The sequence below is a fragment of the Marinobacter orientalis genome (genome assembly GCF_004792665.1).
Taxonomy (GTDB): domain Bacteria; phylum Pseudomonadota; class Gammaproteobacteria; order Pseudomonadales; family Oleiphilaceae; genus Marinobacter; species Marinobacter orientalis.
Genome location: NZ_SRZX01000001.1, coordinates 855,885 through 878,499, shown reverse-complemented (window position 1 = coordinate 878,499; position 22,615 = coordinate 855,885). Strand labels below are relative to the sequence as shown.

Sequence of the window (22,615 nt, the reverse complement as noted above, 5' to 3'; positions counted from 1 at the left end):
GTCCATCGTGGACCGGTCCGGGAAGGAAACGCCTGATCTGAGTCGCTGGCTGAAGCTGCAGAGTGATTTGCGGGCAGCCGGGCATCGGCGGCTGGTCATTCTGGAAGGCGATCGTGACGCCTCTGTGAAGTGGCTTTGTTCACTCCTCCCCGTGTTGTCGATTACGCCGGGCATCTGGACCGGGCCGGTTGACGACCAGCCGGCGTCATCGCTGACACCGGTCAAACCGGTTGAAGGCCGCCGCTGGCTGGGGCAGGAGCTGGCCTGTGTGGTCTGGGATGGCTGGCAGGGTAATCCGCCAGACAGTTTTGCGGCGCTGTCGGGAACGCTGTCGGCCGGGGGGCTGTTTTTCTGGCTGATGCCGCCGTTGGCACAATGGGGCCGTTTTGAGGATCCGGACTATGGGCGTACCGGACTGGACGGAGCTGTGGAGCATCCGTTTGCTGCCCGGCTGGCCAGTGTTGCGGCCGCCGACTCTGATGTTATTCGCGTTAATCCGGCGGTAAATCCGCAGCCGGAGTTACCGCAACCTGCTTCGCCGCCAGAGGCATTTCAGGTCGGCGCTACGGAAGATCAGAGTGCGCTTGTGGAAGTTGTGGTGCGAACCGGACTGGGGCGCCGCCGGCGGCCGCTGGTGGTGACTGCGGATAGGGGCCGTGGCAAGTCGGCAGCGTTGGGGATGGCAGCGGTCCGTCTGCTGCAGGAAGGGCGGCAACGGGTGGTGGTGACTGCGCCTGAGCCCGCCGCCGTGAAGACGCTTTTTCACCATGCCCGTATGATTGCCGGGCAGGTGTCCGGGCCGGAGATGGGCACGGACGATGTTGTTGTGGGTGATCAGGCCCGACTGCAGTACTGGGCGCCGGACCGGCTTCTTGCGGAGAAGCCGGAAGCGGAAGTGGTGATGGTCGATGAAGCGGCCGCTATGCCGGCAGAGCTGCTCAAGCGGGTGCTGCTGGGTTGGCCGCGGGTAGTCTTTTCCACCACGGTTCACGGCTATGAAGGTTCCGGCCGCGGATTTGCCATTCGCTTCCGTTCGGTGCTGGACACTGAGACGCCCCACTGGCGCGCCGTCTCGCTCAAGGCACCGATCCGCTGGTCGAGGTCCGATCCTCTGGAGCCGTTGATCCGGCGGATGTTTCTGCTGGATGCCGAAGGGCCCCCGGCACATGAAGATGGCTCCAGGGTAGTGGTTGAATCCTGGAATCCCGCTACAGCTGGCGATCAGGAGTTGAGAGAAGCCTTTGGCCTGCTGGTGGATGCCCATTATCGGACCTCTCCCGGCGATCTGCGGCAATGGATGGATGACCCGGCAGCTGTGAGCTGGTGCCTGACCTGTGATGGTGTGTTGTCGGGTGTGCTTTGGGCAACGATGGAAGGTGGCCTGGCCCCGGAGCTGGCCGAGCAGGTGATGCTGGGCAAACGCCGCATGCGGGGTCATTTATTGCCCCAGTCCCTGGCCACTCACAGCGGGTTTTCTGAAGCAGCGAGTCAGTGCCTGCTGCGGGTGGTGCGAGTTGCTGTGAGTGCCGGAGTGCGTCGCCGGGGCCTGGGGCAGAGGCTGCTGGCAGCAGCACTGGACTATGCCCGAAGTCAGGGAATGGATGGCGTCGGCACCAGTTTCGGAGGTAACTCTGCACTGGTGACATTCTGGCAGCGGTGCGGGCTGGTGCCGGTGCGCCTGGGCCTGAAGCGTGAGGCCAGCAGTGGCGAGTATCCGCTGCAGATGCTCAGTGGTGTGTCTGGCCGGGGAAGAGCGCTGGTGCATCGCCTGCGCAGCAGGCTGGCAGAGCACTGGCTGACGCTGGTACCTCTGAACTGGCCTGATCTGGCGCCCGGGCTGACGCTTCAGCTGACCGACAGCCTGCCAGCCGAGAGCTCCCTGAATGATGACGACCGCAGAGACCTGAACAGTTTTGCCAAAGGTTACCGTGGCTTTGACCTGACGCTTCCGGTATTGAGAAAACTCTCCATGCAGGCCGGCGTGCCTGATCTGGTGGCCGCCAGCAGCCAGTCCTCCCTGTGGACGCGAGCCGTTATTCAGGGTTGGTCCTGGAGCCGGCTGCAGTCCGCGGGTGAGTGCCTTGGGCGGGAGTCGGGGGAATCGGCGCTGCGTGCCGTGGTTGGTGATATTCTGCAAAACCGGCCCGGGTTGTGATCCGCCCCGGAACGGCAGGACGCTGCACTGTCCTCAGTCCAGACCCATGGGATCATTGCTGTCATCCAGCTCCGGCAGGAAGTGCTCCTCGATAACACTTGCAGGCACCTCGGCCACCGTCTTGAAAGACCATTGGGGAGTATTGTCCTTTTCGATCAGCCTGGCCCGGATACCTTCCCGTAAATCCGGCCGTTTGATGCATCGGGTGGTCATGGACAGTTCCATCCTGAAGACATCTTTCAGTGACTTCTGCTGGGCCTTCTTCAACTGGGTCCAGACCAGCCAGGCCGACACCGGACAACCTTTGCCAAGACTGTCCATGCAGTCGCGCCACCACCTGGTGTCGACGTCTGCCGCCAGAAGATTGTCCACAATGTCCGGTAACTCGTCGCCGGCGCTGAGCCTGGCGATACTCTGTTCGTGCCGTGCCAGTTCGCTGGCCGGCAGCGCCCTGTAATCCGGGTGCTCAAGCTGCTTGATGAGCCGGAACAGGCGGTTGTCATCGGCGGCCGCTTCGCCGGTCCAGCGCTCCTGCTGTAACCGTTCGATCAGGGGGTCTATGTGATCTGTCAGGATGGCCATATCGGCCAGACCAACTCTCAGCGCGTCAGAGACGTTCAGCCGGGCACCGGTGAGGCCCATGAATAGCCCGATGCGCCCCGGGAGCCGATTGAGGAACCAGCTGGCGCCCACGTCGGGGAAAAGGCCAATGGTATTTTCCGGCATCGCCAGTTTTACGTCCGGAGTTACAAGGCGATAACGGCAGGCTGAGAAGATGCCGAGCCCGCCTCCCATCACTACGCCGTGGCCAATGGCGATAACCGGCTTGGGAAAACAGTGGATGTTGTAATCCATGCGATACTCGTTGACGAAGAAACCGGCAGGGATGTCCGGATCACTGTTTGCCGACAGGACGTCATACAGTTCACGGATGTCTCCGCCTGCGCAGAAGGCCCGGTCGCCGGCGCCCCGGAAGATGACCAGGCTGATGTGGTCGGCATCGGCCCACTGACCGAGTACCGCCTCGATGTCGCTGATCATCGACGAAGAGAGGGCGTTCAGGGTGGCAGGGGAATTCAGAGTGATCAGACCAATATTGCCTTCCCGGCATTCAAGCTCCTGAACGTGAATGGGCATATTCGCTTCTCCGCTGAAATACGTTGGCATGAACGGCCTGACGCCTGTAATTGCGCAACGTGCATTGATTTATCACATTTGAGGTTTTGTCTGTCTGTGCTATAAGTTTGTTCAGTTTTCGCCTTTCAGCTATCTGTCTGTCGGGCTCCAAAATGATGAGAGGGTAAAATCAATGAAGCTGAAATACCATACTATTGCTGTTCTGTTCACCCTGGGTGCGGCCCTTCCTGCGGTTGCAACTGCTGCAGATGCCGAGGCAGGCAAGGCCAAGGCAGCTGTCTGCGCCGCCTGCCATGGCAAGAACGGCATCGCCGCAATTCCCGGCTATCCCAACCTGGCGGGACAGAATGAGCAATACCTTGTGTCCTCGCTCAAGGCCTACAAAAACAAACAGCGCAGCGGTGGCCAGGCTGCGGTTATGCAGGGCCAGGCCGCAGGTCTGAGTGATGAAGATATCGCCAATCTGGCAGCGTACTATTCCAGCCTGCCGGCCGATGGCGGCAAATAAGTCCCGCCACTCTCAACCCTCAGGGAGTGGCCTGCGCCGCTCCGCTGACAATCTTGTAGCTGGGTTCGTAAGCACCAGAACCCGGTAGCTTCATTCTGTTCTGGGATACGAACTCTTTCAGCATGGCACCCAGTGGCGCCAGTAATGCCGGGTCCCCGGCAATTTCAAAGGGCCCCCGGGTCTCGACCTGTCGTATGCCGCTTTCCTTGACGTTGCCCGCGACAATGCCGCTGAATGCCTTGCGCAGGTTGGCTGCAACCAGGTGAGCCGGCTGGTCACGGTGCAATTCCAGCGCCCGCATGCTCTCGTGGGTAGGTTCGAACGGTAGCTGGAACACCGGATCAATCTTCAGCATCCAGTTGAAATAGTAGGCATCCTGCATCGCACGGCGAAAGGTTTCCACGTCTTTCATGCCCTGCTTCATGGTGCGGGCAACCTTGTCCGGATCATCGATGATGATTTCGTACTTGCTGGCGGCTTCGTCGCCGAGTGCGTTGCGTATGAACTGGTCAATCATCTCGAAGTATTCCGCGTTTTCCGGCTGACCGGTAAAGACCACCGGAAAGGGCAGGTCGACATTATCCGGATGCAGCAGGATGCCGAGCAGATAGAGAATTTCTTCGGCGGTGCCCACGCCACCGGGGAAGACGACGACGCCGTGTCCGGTTCTGACGAATGCCTCAAGCCGCTTCTCGATGTCGGGCATGATAACCAGTTCGTTAACGATGGGGTTTGGCGCTTCCGCACCGATGATTCCCGGCTCTGTCAGGCCGATATAACGGCCGTTTTTCACCCGTTGCTTGGCATGGCCAATGGTGGCCCCTTTCATCGGGCCCTTCATGGCGCCAGGGCCACAGCCAGTGCAGATGCTCAGCCCCCGCAGACCAAGCTGATGGCCCACTTCCTTGCTGTACTGGTATTCCCGCTCATTGATGGAATGCCCGCCCCAGCACACCACAAGGTCCGGATGGCGGCCCGCCTGCAGCACCCGGGCGTTGCGCAATATGTGAAAAATCAGGTTGGTGATGCCTTCCGGATCGTCCCTGCGCAGCCCTGAGGCGGACTCGGGGATGGAATAGGAATAGATAATATCCCGCAATACCGAGAACAGATGTTCGCGGATAGCGCGCAACATCTGTCCATCCACAAATGCGTGGGCGGGTGCATTGACCAGTTCCAGCTTCAGGCCCCGTGGCTGGGGCACCAGGCGAACATCGAAATCCGCATGGGCTTCCATCAGGGCTTTACAGTCATCGGTTTCGATACCGGTGTTGAGCACCGCCAGGGCACACTGGCGGAACAGCCGGTACAGACCGCCTTCACTTCTGTCTTTAAGGCGGTTGACTTCAAACGTGGAGAGGATTTCCAGACTGCCCTCTGGGGACACCAGGGCATTGATGGTGGACTCGGTCATGAACGGTGAAACTCCTGAATGTTCCGCTGGCACCTTGAAATCGCGATGGTACCTTTTTATCTCATTATAACCAGCTTCGGGAATGCCTGATTTTCAGGCATGCAGTGAAACCGTTACACTAAGCACTTTACTGATATTACGCTACCCGACAGATGTCCGATTTATGAAACTTCTTATTCGTCCTGCCCCCGAAGTGGCTATCAAGAGCAAGCCTGTCCGCCGCCAGCAGATGCGGCACCTGCGCCAGAATGTTCGCAAGCTGCTCACACGCCTTGATAGTGACATCCAGGTGGAGGGAGCATGGGACCGGGTGGATGTTGATGTCCCTGATAGCCGCGGCCTGGCGGGCCCTGTTATTGAACAGCTCCAGCGTATCCCCGGCATTTCCACCATTCAGGAAATCGCTGTTTTCCCCTGGGTGACCATGGAAGACGTGGCGGAAAAGGCGGTTGCCGCGTTTGCAGAGCGCATCCGTGACAAAACCTTTGCAGTCCGCGTCCGCCGTCACGGCGACCATCCGTTCCGGTCCATCGACCTGGAGCGCCTCGTGGGCACCGCGCTTTTTGAAGGCTCCGCGCCAAAAGGTGTTGACCTGGGCAGGCCCGAAGTCGAGGTACGTATTGAAATCCACGACCATCATTATCACATCGCCCACCGCAAACATCGTGGTGCTGGCGGTTATCCCCTGGGCGCAGTAGAAACTGTAATGACACTGATTTCCGGTGGTTACGACTCCTCCGTGGCAGCCTACCTGATGATGCGCCGCGGGCTGCGGTCCCACTTCCTGTTCTTCAGGCTGGGAGGCACGGCCCACGAGGTTGGTGTGCGTCAGGTTACGCACTATATCTGGGAGCGCTATGGCGCGTCCCATGGCGCCAAATTCATTTCCGTGCCTTTCGAGGATGTGGTCGCGGAAATCATGCGATCTGTTAACCAGCGCCACTGGGGGGTTGTGCTCAAGCGTCAGATGCTGAAAGCGGCCTCGGAGATTGCGGCCATAAACAATGCCTCAGGCCTGGTGACCGGAGACGCGGTGGCGCAGGTTTCCAGCCAGACCCTGTCAAACCTCAACGTGGTGGATCGTGCCAGCGACGAGGTGGTGCTGCGGCCGCTGATTGCCATGGATAAAGAGGCCATTATCAACATCGCCAGGGAGATCGGCACCGAGCCCTTCGCTCGCACCATGCCGGAGTACTGTGGTGTTATTTCCCGCAAGCCGGCAACCCGGGCTAAGCTCCATCGGGTTGAGGAAGACGAGGCCAACATGGATGCTCAGGTGCTGGCGCAGGCCATTGCAAACCGCCAGGACACTCCCGTTAACCGCCTGTTGGAAGCCATTTGCACACCGGAAGACGTAGAGCTGGTAAATACCCCGGATGTGAACGATATCATTATTGATGTGCGCCATCCGTCGGAAGGCGAACAGTCACCCCTGCACCTGACCGGCAACCGGGTGGTTGAAATTCCCTTCTACGAGTTGAATGAGCGCATCGGCTCCCTGCCGGCCGGCAGGCAGTACCTGTTGTACTGCGACCGTGGCACCATGAGCCGGATGCACGCCTGCAACCTGAAAGCCGAGGGCCACACCAACATCAAGGTGTACGCCCCCGCGAGCTGATTGCTTACCCTTCCAGTCCCTTGAAGAACTGTTGCACGTTTTCACTCAGGGTCTCCAGATCATAGCCGCCTTCCTGTACAACCAGTGTCGGCAGGCCGGTCTTGCGGATATGGGTGGCCAGGCGGCAGAAGCCTTCCGAGGATACCGATACCTTGGCCTGGGGGTCGTTGTGATAGATATCGAACCCGAGGGGGAGTATCAAAGCGTCCGGCTGGAACAGGCGAATAGCGGCCAGTGCTTCCTCAAGCCTGGCGAAGAAGTCTTCCTCTGACGAGCCGTGGGGCATGGGCAGATTGATGTTGTATCCGAAACCGTCGCCTTCTCCGCGTTCCTCCTCATAGCCACTGACCACCGGGTAAAAATTGGTGGGGTCGCCGTGAATCGAGACGTAGAGAATATCGCTGCGGTCGTAGAAGATTTCCTGAATGCCCTGGCCGTGGTGCATGTCGGTATCCAGAATGGCAATCCGGGGGAAGCGACTTTTCATGTGTTCGGCAGCAATGGCAGCGTTGTTGAGGTAACAGAACCCGCCAGCAGCGTCCCTGCGGGCATGGTGCCCCGGTGGACGGCAGACCGCATAGGACGTACGTTCACCTGCGATAAGAGCATCGGCGGCACCCAGAGCAGTCTGGGCAGACCAGTAGGCGGCATCCCAGGTATTCGCACCAATCGGGCAGCTACCATCGGCCTGGTAGCGGCCAGCTTCGGCGAGGATACCCTTCAGGGCGTTGGGTGAGCGTACGAAAATGTTGGAAATCACCTCGTCACCCCAGTCCCCCATCGCTGACCAACGGCGATGGGCAGACTCCAGAAACCGCAGGTAACCCAGGTCGTGGACCTTCGAGATTGCTGCGGCGCCCTGGTCTGCCGGTTGCAGCACCGGAATGCCCATCGCTTTCAGCCCTTCCAGCATCTGCCCGGTGCGATCCGGCACCTCCTGGGGTTGGCGCATCTGGCCGCGGGTAAAGTAGGTCTTGGGAAGATGCTGATCCTGTGAGGGATGAAAAAACGCCTTCATGTTCCGGCCTCCTGATAATGACATTCTTGAGTATAGGCATCCGCAGGTACTGGTCAAAACACTATTGTCTGACTTTACAGTAGCGGTTTCTGCATCCACTATGAGAGACATATCAAACTGACGCAAACCTGAATTTATACAATTCTGAAAGGAGCCGAGATGATCGAGTCACCACTGCTTCCCAAGCTGACCGGCTACATCGGTGGCCGCTGGTCTGATTCCCCGGAAGGTAACACCTTCGATGTCTATAACCCGGCCACGGGGAAGGTGATTGCCAGTGTGGCTTCAATGTCGGAAAGCGACGTCAACGATGCGGTTGCAGCCGGCAAATCCGCCCTCCGCCTGACCAATCCCTACAGCATTGAAACCAGGCGCAAGTGGCTGGAAGACATCCGCGATGCCCTCAAGGCCAATAAAGAGGAAGTGGGTCGTATCCTGTGTATGGAGCATGGCAAACCTCTTAACGAAGCCCAGGGTGAAGTGGATTACGCCGCCGGCTTCTTTGATTACTGCTCCAAACATATCCAGGCGCTCGACGCCCACACCCTGACAGAGAAGCCCAAGGACTGTACCTGGACCGTGCATTATCGCCCCATTGGTGTTGCCGGCCTGATCACGCCCTGGAACTTCCCTATCGGCATGATTGCCAAGAAGCTGTCTGCGGCCCTGGCGGCAGGCTGCCCCTCAGTGATCAAGCCGGCCAGCGAAACACCGCTGACGATGATTGCTCTGTTCACCCTGATGGACAAGCACACCGATATTCCCGATGGCATGGTCAACCTGGTGATGGGCAAGGCCAGCGTAATCGGCAAGGTACTGTGCGAAAGCCCTGATGTCCCCATGCTCAGCTTTACCGGCTCCACAGAAGTGGGCCGCAAGCTGATCCTGGACACTGCCGACCAGGTCAAGAAACTGGCCCTGGAACTGGGTGGTAACGCACCGTTCATTGTTTTCGACGACGCCGACCTGGACGCGGCTGCCGATAACCTCATTGCCAACAAGTTCCGTGGCGGCGGCCAGACATGTGTCTGCGCCAACCGGATCTTTGTTCATGAGAAAGTGGCCGATGCTTTTGGTGAGAAACTTGCCGAGCGAGTGAACAGGATGACAGTGGGTGACGGCATCAACGGCGATGTGGACCTCGGTCCACTGATCAACAAGGCCGGCTTCGACAAAGTCAGACGCCACCTTGAAGATGCACTGGAGAAAGGCGCTGGTCTGGTTGCCGGCAAGCAACCGAAAGAACTTGGCGACGGCCTTTTCTTCCCGCCGACAGTGATCACCGGTGTGAACCGGGATATGGAGTGTTATCGCGAAGAAACCTTTGGTCCACTGGTGCCCATGGCCCTGTTCCGCAGCGAAGAGGAAGTCATCGAAGCCGGTAATGACACCGAATTCGGTCTGGCGTCTTACGTTTTCACCGGCGATGCCGAACGAGCCCAGCGTGTTGCCGCAGGCCTGCGCTTCGGCCACTGCGGCTGGAACACCGGCACAGGGCCCACACCGGAAGCGCCTTTCGGTGGCATGAAGGCCTCCGGCATCGGCCGCGAAGGCGGCCTGGAAGGGCTGTTCGAGTTTGTAGAGGCGCAAACAGTGCCCAGAGGCTTTTAACAGAAAAGTCCCTCAGCCCTCAGATTTTTGGGGTATCGCACGGGGAAACTTTCCCCGTGCTCTGTTTGGTTCATGGAATTTTTGTCGGATTTAACGGGTGTCGGATTACGCTTCGCTAATCCGACCTACTCCTTGCCTGCCACCGTAGAATTACAGGTCGGATCAGGCAGAGCCGTAAGCCGACAACCAGCCCGAAGATATTCTCCACCCGGCAAACCCTCTTTTCTCCTGTTATAATCCAAACCCTGTTCATTTAACCAGTAGCGACCAAATCTCTATGGATGTCTCCCACATTATTGACGCCCTCAATGACGCCCAGCGCGAGGCAGTTACCGCCCAGAACGACCACCTGCTGGTGCTGGCCGGCGCGGGCAGTGGCAAGACCCGGGTGCTGGTTCATCGGATCGCCTGGCTGATGCAGGTGGACAAGGTGCCGCCCACGGGCATCCTGGCGGTGACTTTCACCAACAAGGCGGCGAAAGAGATGCGTTATCGCATCGAGCAGATGATGAACATTCCGGCTCGCGGGCTGTGGTTCGGCACCTTTCATGGCATTGCCCACCGCTTGCTGCGGGCGCATTACCAGGATGCGGGGTTACCGGAGAACTTCCAGGTTCTGGACAGCGATGACCAGCTGCGCCTGATCAAGCGGGTGATGCGTGAACTGCAGATTGACGAAAGCCGCTGGCCACCAAAACAGGCCCAGTGGTTCATCAACAGCCAGAAAGACGAGGGGTTGAGGGCGGAACACATCCAGGAGAACCCCGGCGACCATTTCACATCCACGATGCTGACGGTTTATCGCCAGTACGAGAGGCTCTGCAATCTGAGCGGGCTGGTGGATTTCGGCGAGCTGTTGCTGCGCTCCCATGAGCTCTGGCTGCATCGCCCGGAGCTTCTGAGCCATTACCAGAGCCGCTTCCAGCAGATCCTGGTGGATGAGTTCCAGGACACCAACACCATTCAGTACGCCTGGTTGCAGATTCTGGCCGGTAACCGGGTGCCGCTGACGGTGGTGGGCGATGACGACCAGTCCATCTATGGCTGGCGGGGCGCGAAAATCGAGAATATCCAACAATACCAGCGGGATTTTCCCAATGCCCGGCTGGTGCGGCTGGAGCAGAACTACCGCTCCACGCAACTGATCCTGAAAGCGGCCAACGCCGTGATTGCCAATAACCAGGGCCGGCTGGGCAAGGAGCTCTGGACCGATGGTCCGGACGGTGAGCCCATCAGTCTTTATGCCGCCTTTAACGAGCAGGATGAGGCCAATTACATTGCCGACACCATCAGCAGCTGGGTCAGCGAAGGCAACCTGCGCAGCGAATCCGCCATTCTGTATCGGTCCAACGCCCAGTCCCGGGTACTGGAAGAATCCCTGATCCGCCAGGGCATCCCCTACCGCGTCTACGGCGGGCTGCGGTTCTACGACCGCCAGGAAATCCGCAACGCTATCGCCTACCTGCGCCTGGTGCATTACCGGCGGGACGACGCGGCATTTGAACGGGTGGTGAACATCCCCGCCCGCGGTATTGGCGCCAAGAGCCTGGCGGATATGCGGGCGTTTGCGACCGAGCGCAGCATCTCCCTCTGGGAATCTGCCGAGCGGCTGCTGGAAGCCGGCCAGGTCAAGGGGCGCGCCAGGAACGGTCTGCAATCGTTCATGGGCATCATCGAAAGCCTGACGGAAATGGTGGATGACGCATCCCTGCAGGGGCTGATGAAAAAAACCCTCGAACTCAGTGGCCTCAAGGATTACCACGCCAGGGAAAAGGGCGAGAAAGGTCAGGCGAGGGTGGAGAACCTGGAAGAGCTGGTGAACGCCCTGGCGGATTTCGAGGCTGAGGAGGGGGTTGATCCGCTGTCGGAATTTATCGCCCAGGCGGCACTGGATGCGGGGGAGGCCCAGGCAGAGGCTTCCGAGGACTGCGTGCAACTGATGACCCTGCACTCTGCCAAGGGCCTGGAATTTCCCCTCGTGTTCCTGGCCGGAGTGGAGGAGGGCCTGTTCCCCCATAGCATGTCACTGGAAGAGCCGGGTCGCATGGAAGAAGAGCGTCGCCTGGCCTACGTGGGCATTACCCGCGCCATGAAGAAGCTGGTGCTTACTTACGCCGAATCCCGCCGTCTGTACGGTCAGGAAAAGTTCCATGCCCTGTCCCGTTTCGTTCGCGAGATTCCTGGCGACTGTATCCAGGAAGTGCGGCTGCGCAACACCGTCAGCCGCCCTGCCATGGTGTCCCGGCCGAACGAAAAGTTATTCGATTCCGGTCCCATGGAGCAGGCGGGTTTCAGCCTGGGCCAACGGGTACGTCATCCCAAGTTTGGCGAGGGTATCGTGATGAACAGCGAAGGTAGCGGTCACCACACCAGGGTGCAGGTGAACTTTGATGACGGTGCCAAGTGGCTGGTGTTGGCGTACGCACCTCTGGAAGCCTGCTGAGTTGCGCTGCAGAAGCAGGCCGGATTAGCGAAGCGTAATCCGACAAATTGCGTCGATATTCACAGCGCTGAATTCAGTGTCGGATTACGCTTCGCTAATCCGACCTACGGTTATTTCGGGCTCAGAGCCAGCCCTTGCGCTTGAAGTACCAGTAAGGTGCGAATCCGGCGGATACCATCAGGACGACCGCCCCCGGATAACCCCAGAGCCACTCCAGTTCCGGCATGTGCTCGAAGTTCATACCGTAAATGCTGGCAATCAGAGTCGGCGGCAGAAACACCACGGCGGCAATCGAAAAGGTCTTGATGATCTGGTTCTGTTCGATGTTGATGAAGCCCTGGGTAGAGTCCATCAGGAAGTTGATCTTGTCGAACAGGAAGGTGGTGTGGGACATCAGGGTTTCGATGTCACGATTGATTTCCCGGAGCGTCTCCCGCTGGTCGCCGTCCTTGCGCAGGTGACGGAGCAGAAACGAGATATTGCGCTGGGTATCCATCAGGCACAGCCGGGTCTTGCCGTTGCTGTCTTCGAGCCTGGCGAGGCGATTGATGGCCTCGTCCAGTTCGGCCTCCTCGTCTTCAAGCACCAGATAACTGACATCCTCGAGCTGGCGGTGAAGGTCCTCAAGCCCGTCGGCGTGGTTCTCCACTTTCTGTTCCAGCAGTGTGACCAGCATTTCGGCCACGTCCCGTGCCTCGACCTGCTCCCGGCGCGCGCGCATTCTGAGTAAACGGAAATCCGCAAGCTCACTTTCGCGGATCGTAATCAGGCGGTTCTTCTGCAGTATGAAGGCAACAGAGACGGTGTTGTGACGGCCTTCGGCCAGATTCAGGAAAAGCGAATGGACGTGCACGCCGGCCTGATCCACAAAGCAGCGTGCTGACGCCTCGATTTCCTCCACGTCATCGAACTCCGGGATATCGGTTTTCAGCAAATCCAGAAGAACCTGTCGTTCCGTTTCGTCGGGTTCACAGGCGTCGATCCAGTCCGCCTGTTTCAACCGCGTTGCCGGGGCTTCCCCTGAAGTGCCCATTTCCTTGATCAAACCGTCAACGATCCTGAAATATCTGAGCATGGTTAAACGTAACGGCGACGTTTGAAGCTCACGTTGTCAGCGTAATCCTCGATCCTGCCGACACGGCGGACATCCGCCCAGGTTCCTTTGTAGTAGGGGATGATGTTCCGGTCGGTCCAGGGAGTGACCAGGTCCCCCATGACGGAGTTGAAGTACATCGCTTCCATGAACACATGGCCCTGTTTGATGTCCGGTTCCAGATACGCCATGGCCGTGGTGGCGCCATAGTCGTTGAACAGCTCTACCAGGTCGCCGGATTCGATGCCCAGATCCCTGGCATCTTCCGGATTGATTTCCAGCGGCGCCATGGGATAGCGGCCACGGCGGAATTCCACGTACTGGTCGTGATAAGCGGTCTGCCAGATCTGGTTGGTCCGGCCGTTGTTGATCCAGAACCGGTATTTCTTGCGCTGTTCTTCCACGACATCCGGCATGCCATTCCAGGGCGCGGCCTGGAAGTGCGCCTTGCCGTCGTCGGTATCGAACTTGCCGTCGGTATACAGCATTTCTGTTCCGATCAGCTGGCCATTCCTGTATTCCTTGACCGGAAGTTGCACGCCGTTATTGCCAGCGGCCCGCAACCTTTCGTAGGTGGCCAGGTGGCCGGTGGAACCGCCCTGGCTTTCAATGTCTGGCGCCCCGGACTGGCCAGCGCGACGAAAACCATCGTTGTAAGCGTCTTCTTCGGTTTTCCAGTCAAAACCTTCAAAACGCTTTGCCATTTCAGCGTTGCCTTCGGCTTCGTAAAGCCTGCGCAGGGCGTTCGCCATGTCCGCTGCTATAAGGCAGTCCGGTTTGGCGGTACCGGGAGGGGCCATGAATTTCTCCGACAGGCGCAGACGCCGCTCGCCGTTCATGGAGGTCAGGTTCATTTCACCGGTGTGCGCGGCCGGCAGAATCAGGTGAGCAGCCTCGGCAAACTTGGTGGGATAGAGGTTGATTACGGTGACAAAAAGGCCACCGTCTTCCTTCACTGCCTTGTGGATGACCTCCGCCATCTTCTCGGGGCCGGCGCCACGGACCTTCCGCAGCGCCTGTTTGACGATGCCGCTGCGGCGCAGAACTTCATTACGATACTGCTCGGCGTTCAGAGTCGTCTGGAAGGCATTGCAGGCCCAGACCGTAAGCATCTGGCCGTTGCCCCCGATGATTTCCTGATCCACGTAGGGAGCCGGACGACCACCCGGATACGGCGGCCGACAGTAGCCTTCCTGGTGGCCGCCCATCCGGACTACGCCGGTGCCCCGGCGACCCACGTTATGGGTGGCCAGTACCAGGTCCACCAGTGCCGACTGGATGCGATAGTTGTCGTTGCCCCAGATAATGCCCTTTTCGTAACCATGCATGGTGCGTGGCGGGTGGCCGGAGGCTTTCGGCTTATAAGCCCACTCTGCGGCCTGAACCAGCTTGTCCTTGCTGATGCCGGTAATCCGGCTGGCCTCGTCGAGGCTCATGCGGTTGGCTTTGAGGGCATCCTCGAAGCCGGTGGTGTATTCGTTGATAAAATCCTCGTCCTGCCAGCCCTGCTCGACCACGTAGGTGAGCAGGCCATTGAACAGGGCGGTATCGGTGCCGGGCTCGATATCCAGAAACAGGATGTTGTCCTTGTCGATCGCCTGCTCCAGCAGGGCGACCGTGAGCGACCGGCGGGGGTCGACCAGGATGATCTTCGTCTGCTGGATGGTTTCGCCATCCTCATAGACCTCTCGCTTCCTGTCAGCCGTCTGGCCCTGGAGACCGGGTAGCCAGTGGTTCAGGAAGTAGTTGGTCTGGGTCTCATAGGCATTGGCGCCGATGGAAAAAATGCAGTCCGCCATGCGGGCGTCTTCATAGCTGTTGTTCAGCTCGCCAATACCCATATCCCGGGTGGCGTGACACTCCGAGTTGTAAGCAGGACGGTTGTGGATCCGCACCATCCTGCTGCCGAGGCCGGTAAAAATCAGTTTGCCGGTGCCCCAGGTATTTTCGAAGCCGCCTCCGGCACCGCCATGATCGAACAGGTTGAACATCAACTGGCCAGAGCCTGCGTCATCCAGTATGAGCTTGGTCAGATGGCTGTACAGGGTGATCGCCTGATCCCAACTGGTGTCCCGCCATTCATCTCCGGCAAACACGCGTGGGTATTTGACCCGCTGACTGCCCACCGGTGTTTGTGGTGAGTACATGATGGACGCCATCTGACCGCCCCGCGTGGACGACAGGCCACTGTTCACTTTGCAGTCCTTGTCCGGCACGATCATGATCCGCTGGTAACTGCCGTCATCGTCCTGGATGACGTTGGTCATGGCCTGGGTCATTGTCACTTCCATCGGCGGTAACTGCTGGCGGAAATCCAGGCCCAGGGCGTTCTGGTCGGGAGCCAGTCCGCCTTCCTGGCCGGCGGGCCATTTATAAACATGGTAACCACAGCCGACAATGCAGAAATGGCAACAGCTTTGGGTTTTCCGGGCGTTGGCCGGTGGCAGTGCAATCCGGTCTTTCTTGTGTTCAAACATGGTGCATCCCTCCCTCAGGCGCCCGGCAGAATGTTGGCCTGGCGGCCGTAGATGAGGCCTTCCACGCCAACCGCCTCGATGGAATCATCCGAATCCCTGTAGCTGAGGAGAATCCGGGGCAGGTTTTCCGTGGCCTGGCCGGACACCATCTGCCCGTTGAGCTCGGAGTCGAAGACGCTGAAATGACAGGGGCACTTGAAGGTGCGCTCCTCTGCCGAGTAGGAAACGGGGCAGCCCATATGGGTGCAGAGGTTGCTGTAGGCAACGATGTCGCCATCCGGGCCGATGCCGCCCTGGGTTTCGCGACCGGTTTTGACCAACGTGCAGGGAGAGGAATCGTCCGGGTAGGTGAAGGCCACTGGCTGGCCCACTTTCAGATCGCCGGCTTTGCTGACGGTGGTTGTTGGATAATCGAGGTGGACTTTGCCAGGTTGTCTGTTGCCTTCGGCAGCCCGGGCAGGGTTCAGCAGCAGGCCGCCACCAAGGGCGGCAGAGCCGGCTGCGGTTGTACCGGTGAAGGCAAGGAACCTTCTTCGTGAAAGCTTCATTGCACTCTCCCTCTCTTTTTTCGGGCCCTGCGATCACCGCCCCTGGCCCTCACTTTTTGTATGAAACCTGTACAAATCTAGGAGAGGCTTTCAATTTCCTCCAGCTGAGCCAGCGTCGATCTCGACTTTTATTGATGTTGGTCAAATCAGGCCGGAAAACGGTCCCGGGTCTTGTTGGCAATCCGCACCAGCATCAGCATCAGCGGCACTTCCACCAGTACGCCAACCACCGCCGCCAGAGCGGCACCCGATTGCAGGCCGAACAGGGCGATGGCTGCGGCCACGGCCAGTTCGAAAAAGTTGCTGGCACCGATCATTGCACCGGGCGCTGCGATGCAGTGGCGCACTTTCCAGAGTCGGGCCCAGCCGTAGGCGAGGAAGAAGATCAGGAAGGTTTGCACGATCAGCGGTACCGCAATCAGGGCAATATGAAATGGATTTTGCAGAATGACTTCGCCCTGGAAGGCAAACAGCAGTACCAGAGTGACGATCAGTGCTGCCGGTGTGACCGGGCTCAGACGCTTCATGAATACCTCGTCATACCAGCGCTCTCCGCGCCGGGCAATAAGAATGCGGCGGGTGAGGTAGCCGGCGGTCAGCGGGATGACGATATACAGCACAACGGACAGGATCACCGTATTCCAGGGCACCTGAATGTCGGAAACTCCCAACAGGAAAACCACGATGGGCGCGAAGGCAAACAGCATGATGATGTCGTTCAGTGATACCTGCACGAGGGTATAGGCAGGATCCCCCCTGGTGAGGTAGCTCCAGACAAATACCATCGCAGTACAGGGTGCGGCGCCCAGCAGAATGGCGCCGGCCAGGTATTCGCTGGCCAGTTGCGGTGCAATAAACGGCTCGAACACCACCATCAGGAAGAACCAGGCAATGGCAAACATGGTAAAGGGCTTGATCAGCCAGTTTACAACGGTGGTGATGGTCAGCCCTTTGGGTTCTTTTCTCACATCCACAATGGCACTGAAGTCAATCTGGGCCATCATCGGGAAGATCATCGCCCAGATCAGAATCGCGATGGGGATGGAGACCTGGGCGTATTCGAAACGGGACAGGGTCTCCGGAACTACGGGGGCCAGCTGCCCCAGGGCCACGCCAGCGATAATGGCCAGGGCCACCCAGACCGACAGAAACTTCCCGAACAGGTCCATGCCGCCGCCGCTGTCCTGGGTCTGGGTGGCTTCGGTATTGCTGCTCATTGCGTACCTCTCACACGGATCCGGATTGAGTTTCAAAGCATAGTGCCTGGCGGACTCATTTTGATCACCAGAGTGTTTACTTTATTCCTGCATCATTTTAATATTTGAAAAATAATATATCCACATTTAATTATATATGGATAATCGAATATGAAACGTCGCGTTTTGTTCATCTGCACCGCCAACAGCGCCCGGTCCCTGATGGCAGAAGCGCTGCTTAAAGAGATGGCAGGGGATCAGTTTGAGGTGGCGAGCGCCGGCACCGAACCAGCCCAGCCACATCCCATGGCACTGCAAGTGTTAAAGGAGTCTGGCATTGCCGTGGAGGGTTTGCGCAGTAAACAGCTGGCAGACCTTCAGGATGAAAACTGGGATTACGTAATTACCCTGTGCGAAAAAGCCTCCAGAGAGTGCGGCACTGTATATGAACCGGCCCAACAGATTGCCTGGGATTTCCCCGATCCGGTGTTGAGTGGACGGCACGCGACCTTCGCGCTCACCCTCAAGCAGTTGAAGGACCGCATTGGCCTCTTCACTCTCGTGCACCAGAAGGAAACCGGCCTGAAGCCACTGGAATACAATCCGGTCACCGTTTTTCGGGCCCTCGGAGACGAGTTGCGGCTGGCAATCATGATGCTGGTTCGTGATCAGAAAAAACTGTGCGTGTGTGAACTGACCACAGCGCTTGATTCGTCCCAGCCCAAAGTGAGCCGGCATCTGGCAACCCTGAAGGAAGCAGGCCTTCTGGAAGCGGAGCGGCAGGGTCAATGGATCTATTATTTTCTCCATACACAGATGCCGCAATGGCTGATCAGGGTGCTGGATGAGACTTCAGACAGTAACACCACGCTGGTAGAACAGGAGATGACGAGGCTGCAGGCGATGACTGACCGGCCGGCACTGCGTGTTGTGTGAAGTCGCTTCACAGCACAGACTAAAGATGGATTCAGGAGCAAAAAATGAAGGTAGGAATCAACGGATTTGGCCGTATCGGCCGCCTGGCACTGAGAGCCGCCTGGGGGTGGCCGGAGATGGAATTTGTCGCCATCAACGATCCGGGCGCAGACGCCGGCACCCTGGCGCACCTGTTGAACTTTGACAGCGTACACGGTCGCTGGAGCCACGAGGCCAATCCGGATGGCGACGATATCGTTATCGGGGACCAGCGCATTCGCGTGACCGCTAACAGGACGATCGCAGAGACCGACTGGTCCGGCTGTGACCTGGTCATTGAAGCCAGCGGTGTCAACAGGAAAGTGGCGGTTCTGCAGGGCTACCTGGAGCAGGGGGTGAAGCGCGTAGTTGTAACCGCTCCGGTTAAACAAGCAGGCGCCAAGAACATCGTGGTGGGCGTGAACGACAACATTTTCGACCCGGCCAGCGATCGCATCGTCACCGCCGCCTCCTGCACCACCAACTGCCTGGCGCCGGTAGTGAAGGTGATTCATGAAAAGCTGGGCATCAGGCATGGCTCCATTACCACCATCCACAGCCTGACCAATACCCAGACCATTATCGATGCGCCCCACAAGGACCTGCGCCGGGCGCGAGCCTGTGGCAGTTCGCTGATTCCGACCAGTACCGGTTCCGCCACGGCGATCATCGAGATTTTCCCGGAACTGAAAGGACGGCTGGATGGCCACGCGGTGCGAGTGCCGCTGACCAATGCTTCATTGACCGATTGCGTGTTTGAAGTAGAAACGCCGACAGACCGCGATGCGGTGAACCAGTTACTGAAAGAGGCGGCCGAGGGGGAGCTGAAGGATATTCTGGGCTACGAAGAGCGTCCGCTGGTGTCTATCGACTATAAAACCGACCCGCGCTCGTCCATTGTCGATGCCCTGTCCACCCTGGTGGTCAACGGCACCCAGGTGAAAATCTACGCCTGGTACGACAACGAGTGGGGCTACGCCAATCGCACCGTCGAACTGGCGCGCCGGGTAGGTTCCGCCTGATATGACCGCCGCCATCCGACAGTACCTGGTCATTACCGGCAATTACTGGGCCTTTACCCTGACCGATGGTGCCCTGAGGATGCTGGTGGTGCTGCATTTCCACCAGTTGGGTTACTCGCCCCTGGAAATTGCCCTGCTGTTCATCTTCTACGAGTTCTTCGGAGTGGTGACCAACCTGGTGGGCGGATATCTGGGTGCCCGCATGGGACTGAATCGCACCATGAATATCGGGCTGTTCCTGCAGATAGTGGCGCTGGCCATGCTGGCGGTGCCGGCCGCCATGCTCACCGTGCCCTGGGTGATGGCCGCACAGGCCATGTCCGGCATTGCCAAGGATCTGAACAAGATGTCTGCCAAGAGCGGCATCAAGTTGCTGGTGCCGGATGAGCAACAGGGCACGTTGTATAAATGGGTCGCCATTCTCACCGGCTCCAAGAACACCCTCAAGGGCGTGGGGTTCTTCCTCGGTGGCGTATTGCTGATGGCTGCGGGCTTCACCGGCGCGGTGATCATTATGGCTGTGGCCCTGGGGCTGGTCTGGCTGGCAAGTCTGTTTCTGCTCAAGCAGGAGTTGGGCAAGAGCAGGGCCAGACCGAAGTTCAGTGAGATCCTGTCGAAAAGCCGCGCTATCAACGTGCTGTCTGCAGCGCGGATGTTCCTGTTTGGCGCCCGGGACGTGTGGTTTGTGGTGGCCCTGCCGGTTTACCTGCATACAGTGTTTGGCTGGGATTTCTGGAAAGTAGGTGGTTTCATGGCCATCTGGATCATCGGCTATGGCTTCATCCAGACCATAGCGCCACGCATTACCGGCAATATGGAAGGCAAACAGCATGCGGTGCTCTGGGCTGGCGCCCTGGCGCTGATACCCGCCGCGATTGCGATCGCACTGATGGCGGGCTGGTCGCCACAGATTGTGATTATCGGGGGCCTGTTGCTGTTCGGCGTACTTTTCGCCGTTAACTCCTCTTTGCACAGTTACCTGATCGTCAGTTATGCCCGGGGTGATGGCGTGTCGCTGGACGTGGGTTTCTATTATATGTCCAATGCCGCCGGCCGCCTTCTTGGCACCATTCTGTCCGGATGGGTATATCAGGCATATGGCCTGGAAGCCTGCTTGTGGATATCCGCTGGACTGGTTGCGGCCGCCGCACTGCTATCGATGATGTTACCGCAAAGGCGGCCCGTTGCGGCCTGAACGAGCACTGCCTATTGGCTGTAACAAGGTACTGCCGTGCATGAAGACCATTGGTTATGAAATAATCGGCAGACATTCATCCAGGGAGGACAGGATATGACCAAGCGTGATGTGGTGTTGTGCAGTCCGGTGAGGACGGCAATAGGAACATACGGCGGCAGTCTGAAAGATGTATCAGTACCGGACCTCGGTGCTGTGGTTATCCGTGAAAGTCTGGCGAGGGCCGGATTGGCGGGGGAAAATGTTGATTCCCTGGTTATGGGGAACGTTATCCAGGCTGGCGTAAAAATGAACCCTGCCCGTCAGGCAGGCGTTGGCGGGGGCTTGCCTGTGGATGTGCCGGCGCTGACGGTCAACCGCGTCTGTGGTTCCGGTGCTCAGGCCATTGCCAGTGCTGCCACGGATATCTGGGCCGGCTTTGCCGATTGCGCGGTCGCCGGTGGCATGGAAAACATGGACCGGGCACCCTATGTGCTCCCTCAGGGCCGCTGGGGCGCGCGAATGGGCGACGCAGTCCTCCATGACAGTATGTTGCTGGATGGCCTGAACGATGCCTTCAGCGGCGAGCATTCCGGCTGGCACACCGAGGATCTGGTAGCCCGGTATGAGATTTCCCGGGAAGACCAGGACCGCTGGGCACTTCGCTCGCAACAGCGGTTCTCCGAAGCCCAGGCAAAAGGGTTGTTCGAGGACGAAATTGCGGCTGTGGAAGTGCCTGGTCGCAAGGGCGTAATGCGTTTCCAGCAGGATGAGCACAATCGCCCGGATACCACCGTCGAATCCCTGGCCCGTTTGCGCCCGGCCTTTCGCAAGGAAGGTACGATCACTGCCGGCAATGCGCCGGGTCTTAACAGCGCGTCTGCAGCGATGGTCGTCGCCGAGCGGAGCTGGGCCGAGCAGAAAGGTCTGGCGCCGGTTGCGCGGCTGGTCAGCTTTGGCGTGGCTGCGGTGGAGCCGGAATACTTCGGAATAGGACCGGTGCCGGCTGTGAACCAGGCCCTGGCAAGGGCAGGCTGGAAAGTATCCGACGTTGATCGCGTGGAAATTAACGAGGCCTTTGCCGCCATCTCCCTGGCCTGCCTTCGCGAGATCGGTTTTGCTGAAGATATCGTCAACGTCGAAGGCGGTGCCATTGCCCATGGTCATCCCATCGGTGCAACTGGTGCGATACTGACAACCCGGCTGTTGCACTCGATGAAGCGTGATGGTTTACGGCGGGGTATCGTAACCCTTTGCATTGGTGGCGGGCAGGGCATTGCCCTGGCACTTGAGGTGATCTGACCGAAATGGCTTTTGGGTGTGTAATGAATGTCTGGCGCTCACCAGCATAATCACGCACCCCGACACTTTGGCAGAGCATTTGCCATCGGGGTGACGCTGAACGTGGTCTTCGTGGTAATCGAGGCCTTTTACGGCTGGCAGGCGGGATCGCTGGCCCTGCTGGCGGATGCGGCCCATAACCTCAGTGATGTGGGTGGCCTGCTGCTGGCGTGGGCGGCGTTTGGCGCGGCGCAGTTGAATCCCAACCTGCGTCACAGCTATGGCTGGCGCAAGGGGTCGATCCTGGCCAGCTTTGCCAATGCGGTGATACTGCTTGTGGCCATGGGCTCCCTTGCGTGGGAGGCATTTGAGCGTCTGCAGGCGCCATCTCCGGTGGCCGCCGGCACCGTTATGGTGGTTGCCGGTATCGGCGTGGTGATCAATGCGGTGACCGCCTGGCTGTTCCTGGCAGGCAGCGAAGGCGACCTCAATATCCGCGGCGCGTTCCTGCATATGGCGGCCGATGCACTGGTGTCTCTGGGAGTGGTAGTTGCCGGTGCCATCTATCTGTGGCAGGGCTGGGGCTGGATTGACCCGGTCATGAGCCTGGTGATTGCGCTGGTGATTGTGATGGGCACCTGGTCACTGTTCAGGCACTCACTGCACCTGTTATTTGATGGCGTGCCGGAGGGCATTGATCTGACCGAGGTGCAGGAAGCGCTGCTGGAACTGCCCGGTGTGGTGTCCGTTCACGATCTCCATGTCTGGGCCATGAGTACCCGGGAAAATGCCATCACGGCTCATCTGGTCCTGGCCCCGGGTGACCGCGACAACGATCGGCTGCTGACGCTGGCTACCGATATGCTGCACGGGCGTTTCGGCATCCATCACACAGTGCTGCAACAGGAGAGCGAGGCCTATGCGGCAAACTGTCCCACCGCTTGCGGCTGTTAGGAGCGCCACCTA

Annotated in this window: 17 protein-coding genes; 10 read left to right on the top strand and 7 right to left on the bottom strand. The window is 58.9% G+C overall.

Features of this window, described 5'->3' with window-relative positions:
- Positions 1-7: 7 nt before the first annotated feature.
- Entirely contained in the window at positions 8-2,155 is a 2,148-nt protein-coding gene (locus DIT72_RS04145) for a tRNA(Met) cytidine acetyltransferase TmcA (RefSeq protein WP_169449979.1), read from the top strand.
- A gap of 33 nt (positions 2,156-2,188) precedes the next feature.
- Here the strand turns inward: DIT72_RS04145 and DIT72_RS04140 are convergent, their stop codons facing one another.
- Entirely contained in the window at positions 2,189-3,292 is a 1,104-nt protein-coding gene (locus tag DIT72_RS04140) for an enoyl-CoA hydratase/isomerase family protein (protein ID WP_135953914.1), read from the bottom strand.
- A 172-nt stretch (positions 3,293-3,464) separates the two neighbouring features.
- Between DIT72_RS04140 and DIT72_RS04135 the strand changes: the two genes are divergently transcribed.
- A complete protein-coding gene (locus DIT72_RS04135) occupies positions 3,465-3,800 on the top strand; it encodes a c-type cytochrome (protein WP_135953913.1) in 336 nt (111 codons plus the stop codon).
- Positions 3,801-3,819: 19 nt separating this feature from the next.
- On the opposite strand, the gene ppnN is transcribed toward DIT72_RS04135, so the two are convergent.
- The gene (ppnN, locus tag DIT72_RS04130) at positions 3,820-5,214 is read right to left on the bottom strand and encodes a nucleotide 5'-monophosphate nucleosidase PpnN (protein ID WP_135953912.1); all 1,395 of its coding nucleotides are present in this window, start codon (positions 5,212-5,214) and stop codon (positions 3,820-3,822) included.
- 163 nt (positions 5,215-5,377) lie between these two features.
- On the opposite strand from ppnN, the gene thiI reads away from it, so the two are divergent.
- Positions 5,378-6,832, top strand: coding sequence for a tRNA uracil 4-sulfurtransferase ThiI (thiI, locus tag DIT72_RS04125; protein WP_135953911.1), 1,455 nt, complete (start codon positions 5,378-5,380; stop codon positions 6,830-6,832).
- A gap of 4 nt (positions 6,833-6,836) precedes the next feature.
- Here thiI and DIT72_RS04120 read toward each other — a convergent pair whose 3' ends face one another.
- Complete coding sequence (locus DIT72_RS04120) at positions 6,837-7,850, bottom strand: histone deacetylase family protein (protein WP_135953910.1); 1,014 nt, start codon at positions 7,848-7,850, stop codon at positions 6,837-6,839.
- Between the two features lie 159 nt (positions 7,851-8,009).
- Here DIT72_RS04120 and DIT72_RS04115 point away from each other — a divergent pair, with 159 nt between their 5' ends.
- Positions 8,010-9,461 (top strand): NAD-dependent succinate-semialdehyde dehydrogenase, encoded by a 1,452-nt coding sequence (locus tag DIT72_RS04115; RefSeq protein WP_135953909.1) that lies wholly within the window; start codon positions 8,010-8,012, stop codon positions 9,459-9,461.
- A 277-nt stretch (positions 9,462-9,738) separates the two neighbouring features.
- Complete coding sequence (gene uvrD / locus DIT72_RS04110) at positions 9,739-11,904, top strand: DNA helicase II (RefSeq protein WP_135953908.1); 2,166 nt, start codon at positions 9,739-9,741, stop codon at positions 11,902-11,904.
- 121 nt (positions 11,905-12,025) lie between these two features.
- On the opposite strand, the gene corA is transcribed toward uvrD, so the two are convergent.
- The 4 genes from corA to arsB all read right to left on the bottom strand — a co-directional run bounded on the left by corA (position 12,026) and on the right by arsB (position 17,239).
- A complete protein-coding gene (gene corA, locus DIT72_RS04105; protein ID WP_228260724.1) occupies positions 12,026-12,949 on the bottom strand; it encodes a magnesium/cobalt transporter CorA in 924 nt (307 codons plus the stop codon).
- A 32-nt stretch (positions 12,950-12,981) separates the two neighbouring features.
- Positions 12,982-15,474, bottom strand: a complete 2,493-nt coding sequence (locus DIT72_RS04100) for an arsenate reductase (azurin) large subunit (RefSeq protein WP_135953906.1) — start codon at positions 15,472-15,474, stop codon at positions 12,982-12,984.
- A 14-nt stretch (positions 15,475-15,488) separates the two neighbouring features.
- Complete coding sequence (locus DIT72_RS04095) at positions 15,489-16,022, bottom strand: arsenate reductase (azurin) small subunit (protein ID WP_135953905.1); 534 nt, start codon at positions 16,020-16,022, stop codon at positions 15,489-15,491.
- 146 nt (positions 16,023-16,168) lie between these two features.
- On the bottom strand, positions 16,169-17,239 hold the full coding sequence (gene arsB, locus DIT72_RS04090) for an ACR3 family arsenite efflux transporter (protein ID WP_135953904.1): 1,071 nt from the start codon (positions 17,237-17,239) through the stop codon (positions 16,169-16,171).
- A gap of 150 nt (positions 17,240-17,389) precedes the next feature.
- Between arsB and DIT72_RS04085 the strand changes: the two genes are divergently transcribed.
- From DIT72_RS04085 to DIT72_RS04065, 5 genes are all read left to right on the top strand, one after another.
- On the top strand, positions 17,390-18,154 hold the full coding sequence (locus tag DIT72_RS04085; RefSeq protein WP_135953903.1) for a metalloregulator ArsR/SmtB family transcription factor: 765 nt from the start codon (positions 17,390-17,392) through the stop codon (positions 18,152-18,154).
- Positions 18,155-18,198: 44 nt separating this feature from the next.
- A complete protein-coding gene (locus DIT72_RS04080; protein WP_135953902.1) occupies positions 18,199-19,194 on the top strand; it encodes an ArsJ-associated glyceraldehyde-3-phosphate dehydrogenase in 996 nt (331 codons plus the stop codon).
- Position 19,195: 1 nt separating this feature from the next.
- Positions 19,196-20,389 carry an organoarsenical effux MFS transporter ArsJ gene (gene arsJ / locus DIT72_RS04075; protein WP_135953901.1) on the top strand — a complete coding sequence of 398 codons (1,194 nt, stop codon included), beginning with the start codon at positions 19,196-19,198 and terminating at the stop codon, positions 20,387-20,389.
- A gap of 96 nt (positions 20,390-20,485) precedes the next feature.
- Positions 20,486-21,670: a thiolase family protein gene (locus DIT72_RS04070; protein ID WP_135953900.1), complete on the top strand. Its 1,185-nt coding sequence runs from the start codon at positions 20,486-20,488 to the stop codon at positions 21,668-21,670.
- 27 nt (positions 21,671-21,697) lie between these two features.
- Positions 21,698-22,603 (top strand): cation diffusion facilitator family transporter, encoded by a 906-nt coding sequence (locus tag DIT72_RS04065; protein ID WP_135953899.1) that lies wholly within the window; start codon positions 21,698-21,700, stop codon positions 22,601-22,603.
- The last annotated feature ends 12 nt before the right edge of the window (positions 22,604-22,615 follow it).

What these genes read in the sequence shown, in the direction of transcription:
- DIT72_RS04140 (WP_135953914.1), bottom strand. Translation starts at nt 3,292, where the DNA reads ATGCCCATTCACGTTCAGGAGCTTGAATGCCGGGAAGGCAATATTGGT.
- DIT72_RS04135 (WP_135953913.1), top strand. Translation starts at nt 3,465, where the DNA reads ATGAAGCTGAAATACCATACTATTGCTGTTCTGTTCACCCTGGGTGCG.
- ppnN (WP_135953912.1), bottom strand. Translation starts at nt 5,214, where the DNA reads ATGACCGAGTCCACCATCAATGCCCTGGTGTCCCCAGAGGGCAGTCTG.
- thiI (WP_135953911.1), top strand. Translation starts at nt 5,378, where the DNA reads ATGAAACTTCTTATTCGTCCTGCCCCCGAAGTGGCTATCAAGAGCAAG.
- DIT72_RS04120 (WP_135953910.1), bottom strand. Translation starts at nt 7,850, where the DNA reads ATGAAGGCGTTTTTTCATCCCTCACAGGATCAGCATCTTCCCAAGACC.
- DIT72_RS04115 (WP_135953909.1), top strand. Translation starts at nt 8,010, where the DNA reads ATGATCGAGTCACCACTGCTTCCCAAGCTGACCGGCTACATCGGTGGC.
- uvrD (WP_135953908.1), top strand. Translation starts at nt 9,739, where the DNA reads ATGGATGTCTCCCACATTATTGACGCCCTCAATGACGCCCAGCGCGAG.
- DIT72_RS04100 (WP_135953906.1), bottom strand. Translation starts at nt 15,474, where the DNA reads ATGTTTGAACACAAGAAAGACCGGATTGCACTGCCACCGGCCAACGCC.
- DIT72_RS04095 (WP_135953905.1), bottom strand. Translation starts at nt 16,022, where the DNA reads ATGAAGCTTTCACGAAGAAGGTTCCTTGCCTTCACCGGTACAACCGCA.
- arsB (WP_135953904.1), bottom strand. Translation starts at nt 17,239, where the DNA reads ATGAGCAGCAATACCGAAGCCACCCAGACCCAGGACAGCGGCGGCGGC.
- DIT72_RS04085 (WP_135953903.1), top strand. Translation starts at nt 17,390, where the DNA reads ATGAAACGTCGCGTTTTGTTCATCTGCACCGCCAACAGCGCCCGGTCC.
- DIT72_RS04080 (WP_135953902.1), top strand. Translation starts at nt 18,199, where the DNA reads ATGAAGGTAGGAATCAACGGATTTGGCCGTATCGGCCGCCTGGCACTG.
- arsJ (WP_135953901.1), top strand. Translation starts at nt 19,196, where the DNA reads ATGACCGCCGCCATCCGACAGTACCTGGTCATTACCGGCAATTACTGG.
- DIT72_RS04070 (WP_135953900.1), top strand. Translation starts at nt 20,486, where the DNA reads ATGACCAAGCGTGATGTGGTGTTGTGCAGTCCGGTGAGGACGGCAATA.
- DIT72_RS04065 (WP_135953899.1), top strand. Translation starts at nt 21,698, where the DNA reads ATGTCTGGCGCTCACCAGCATAATCACGCACCCCGACACTTTGGCAGA.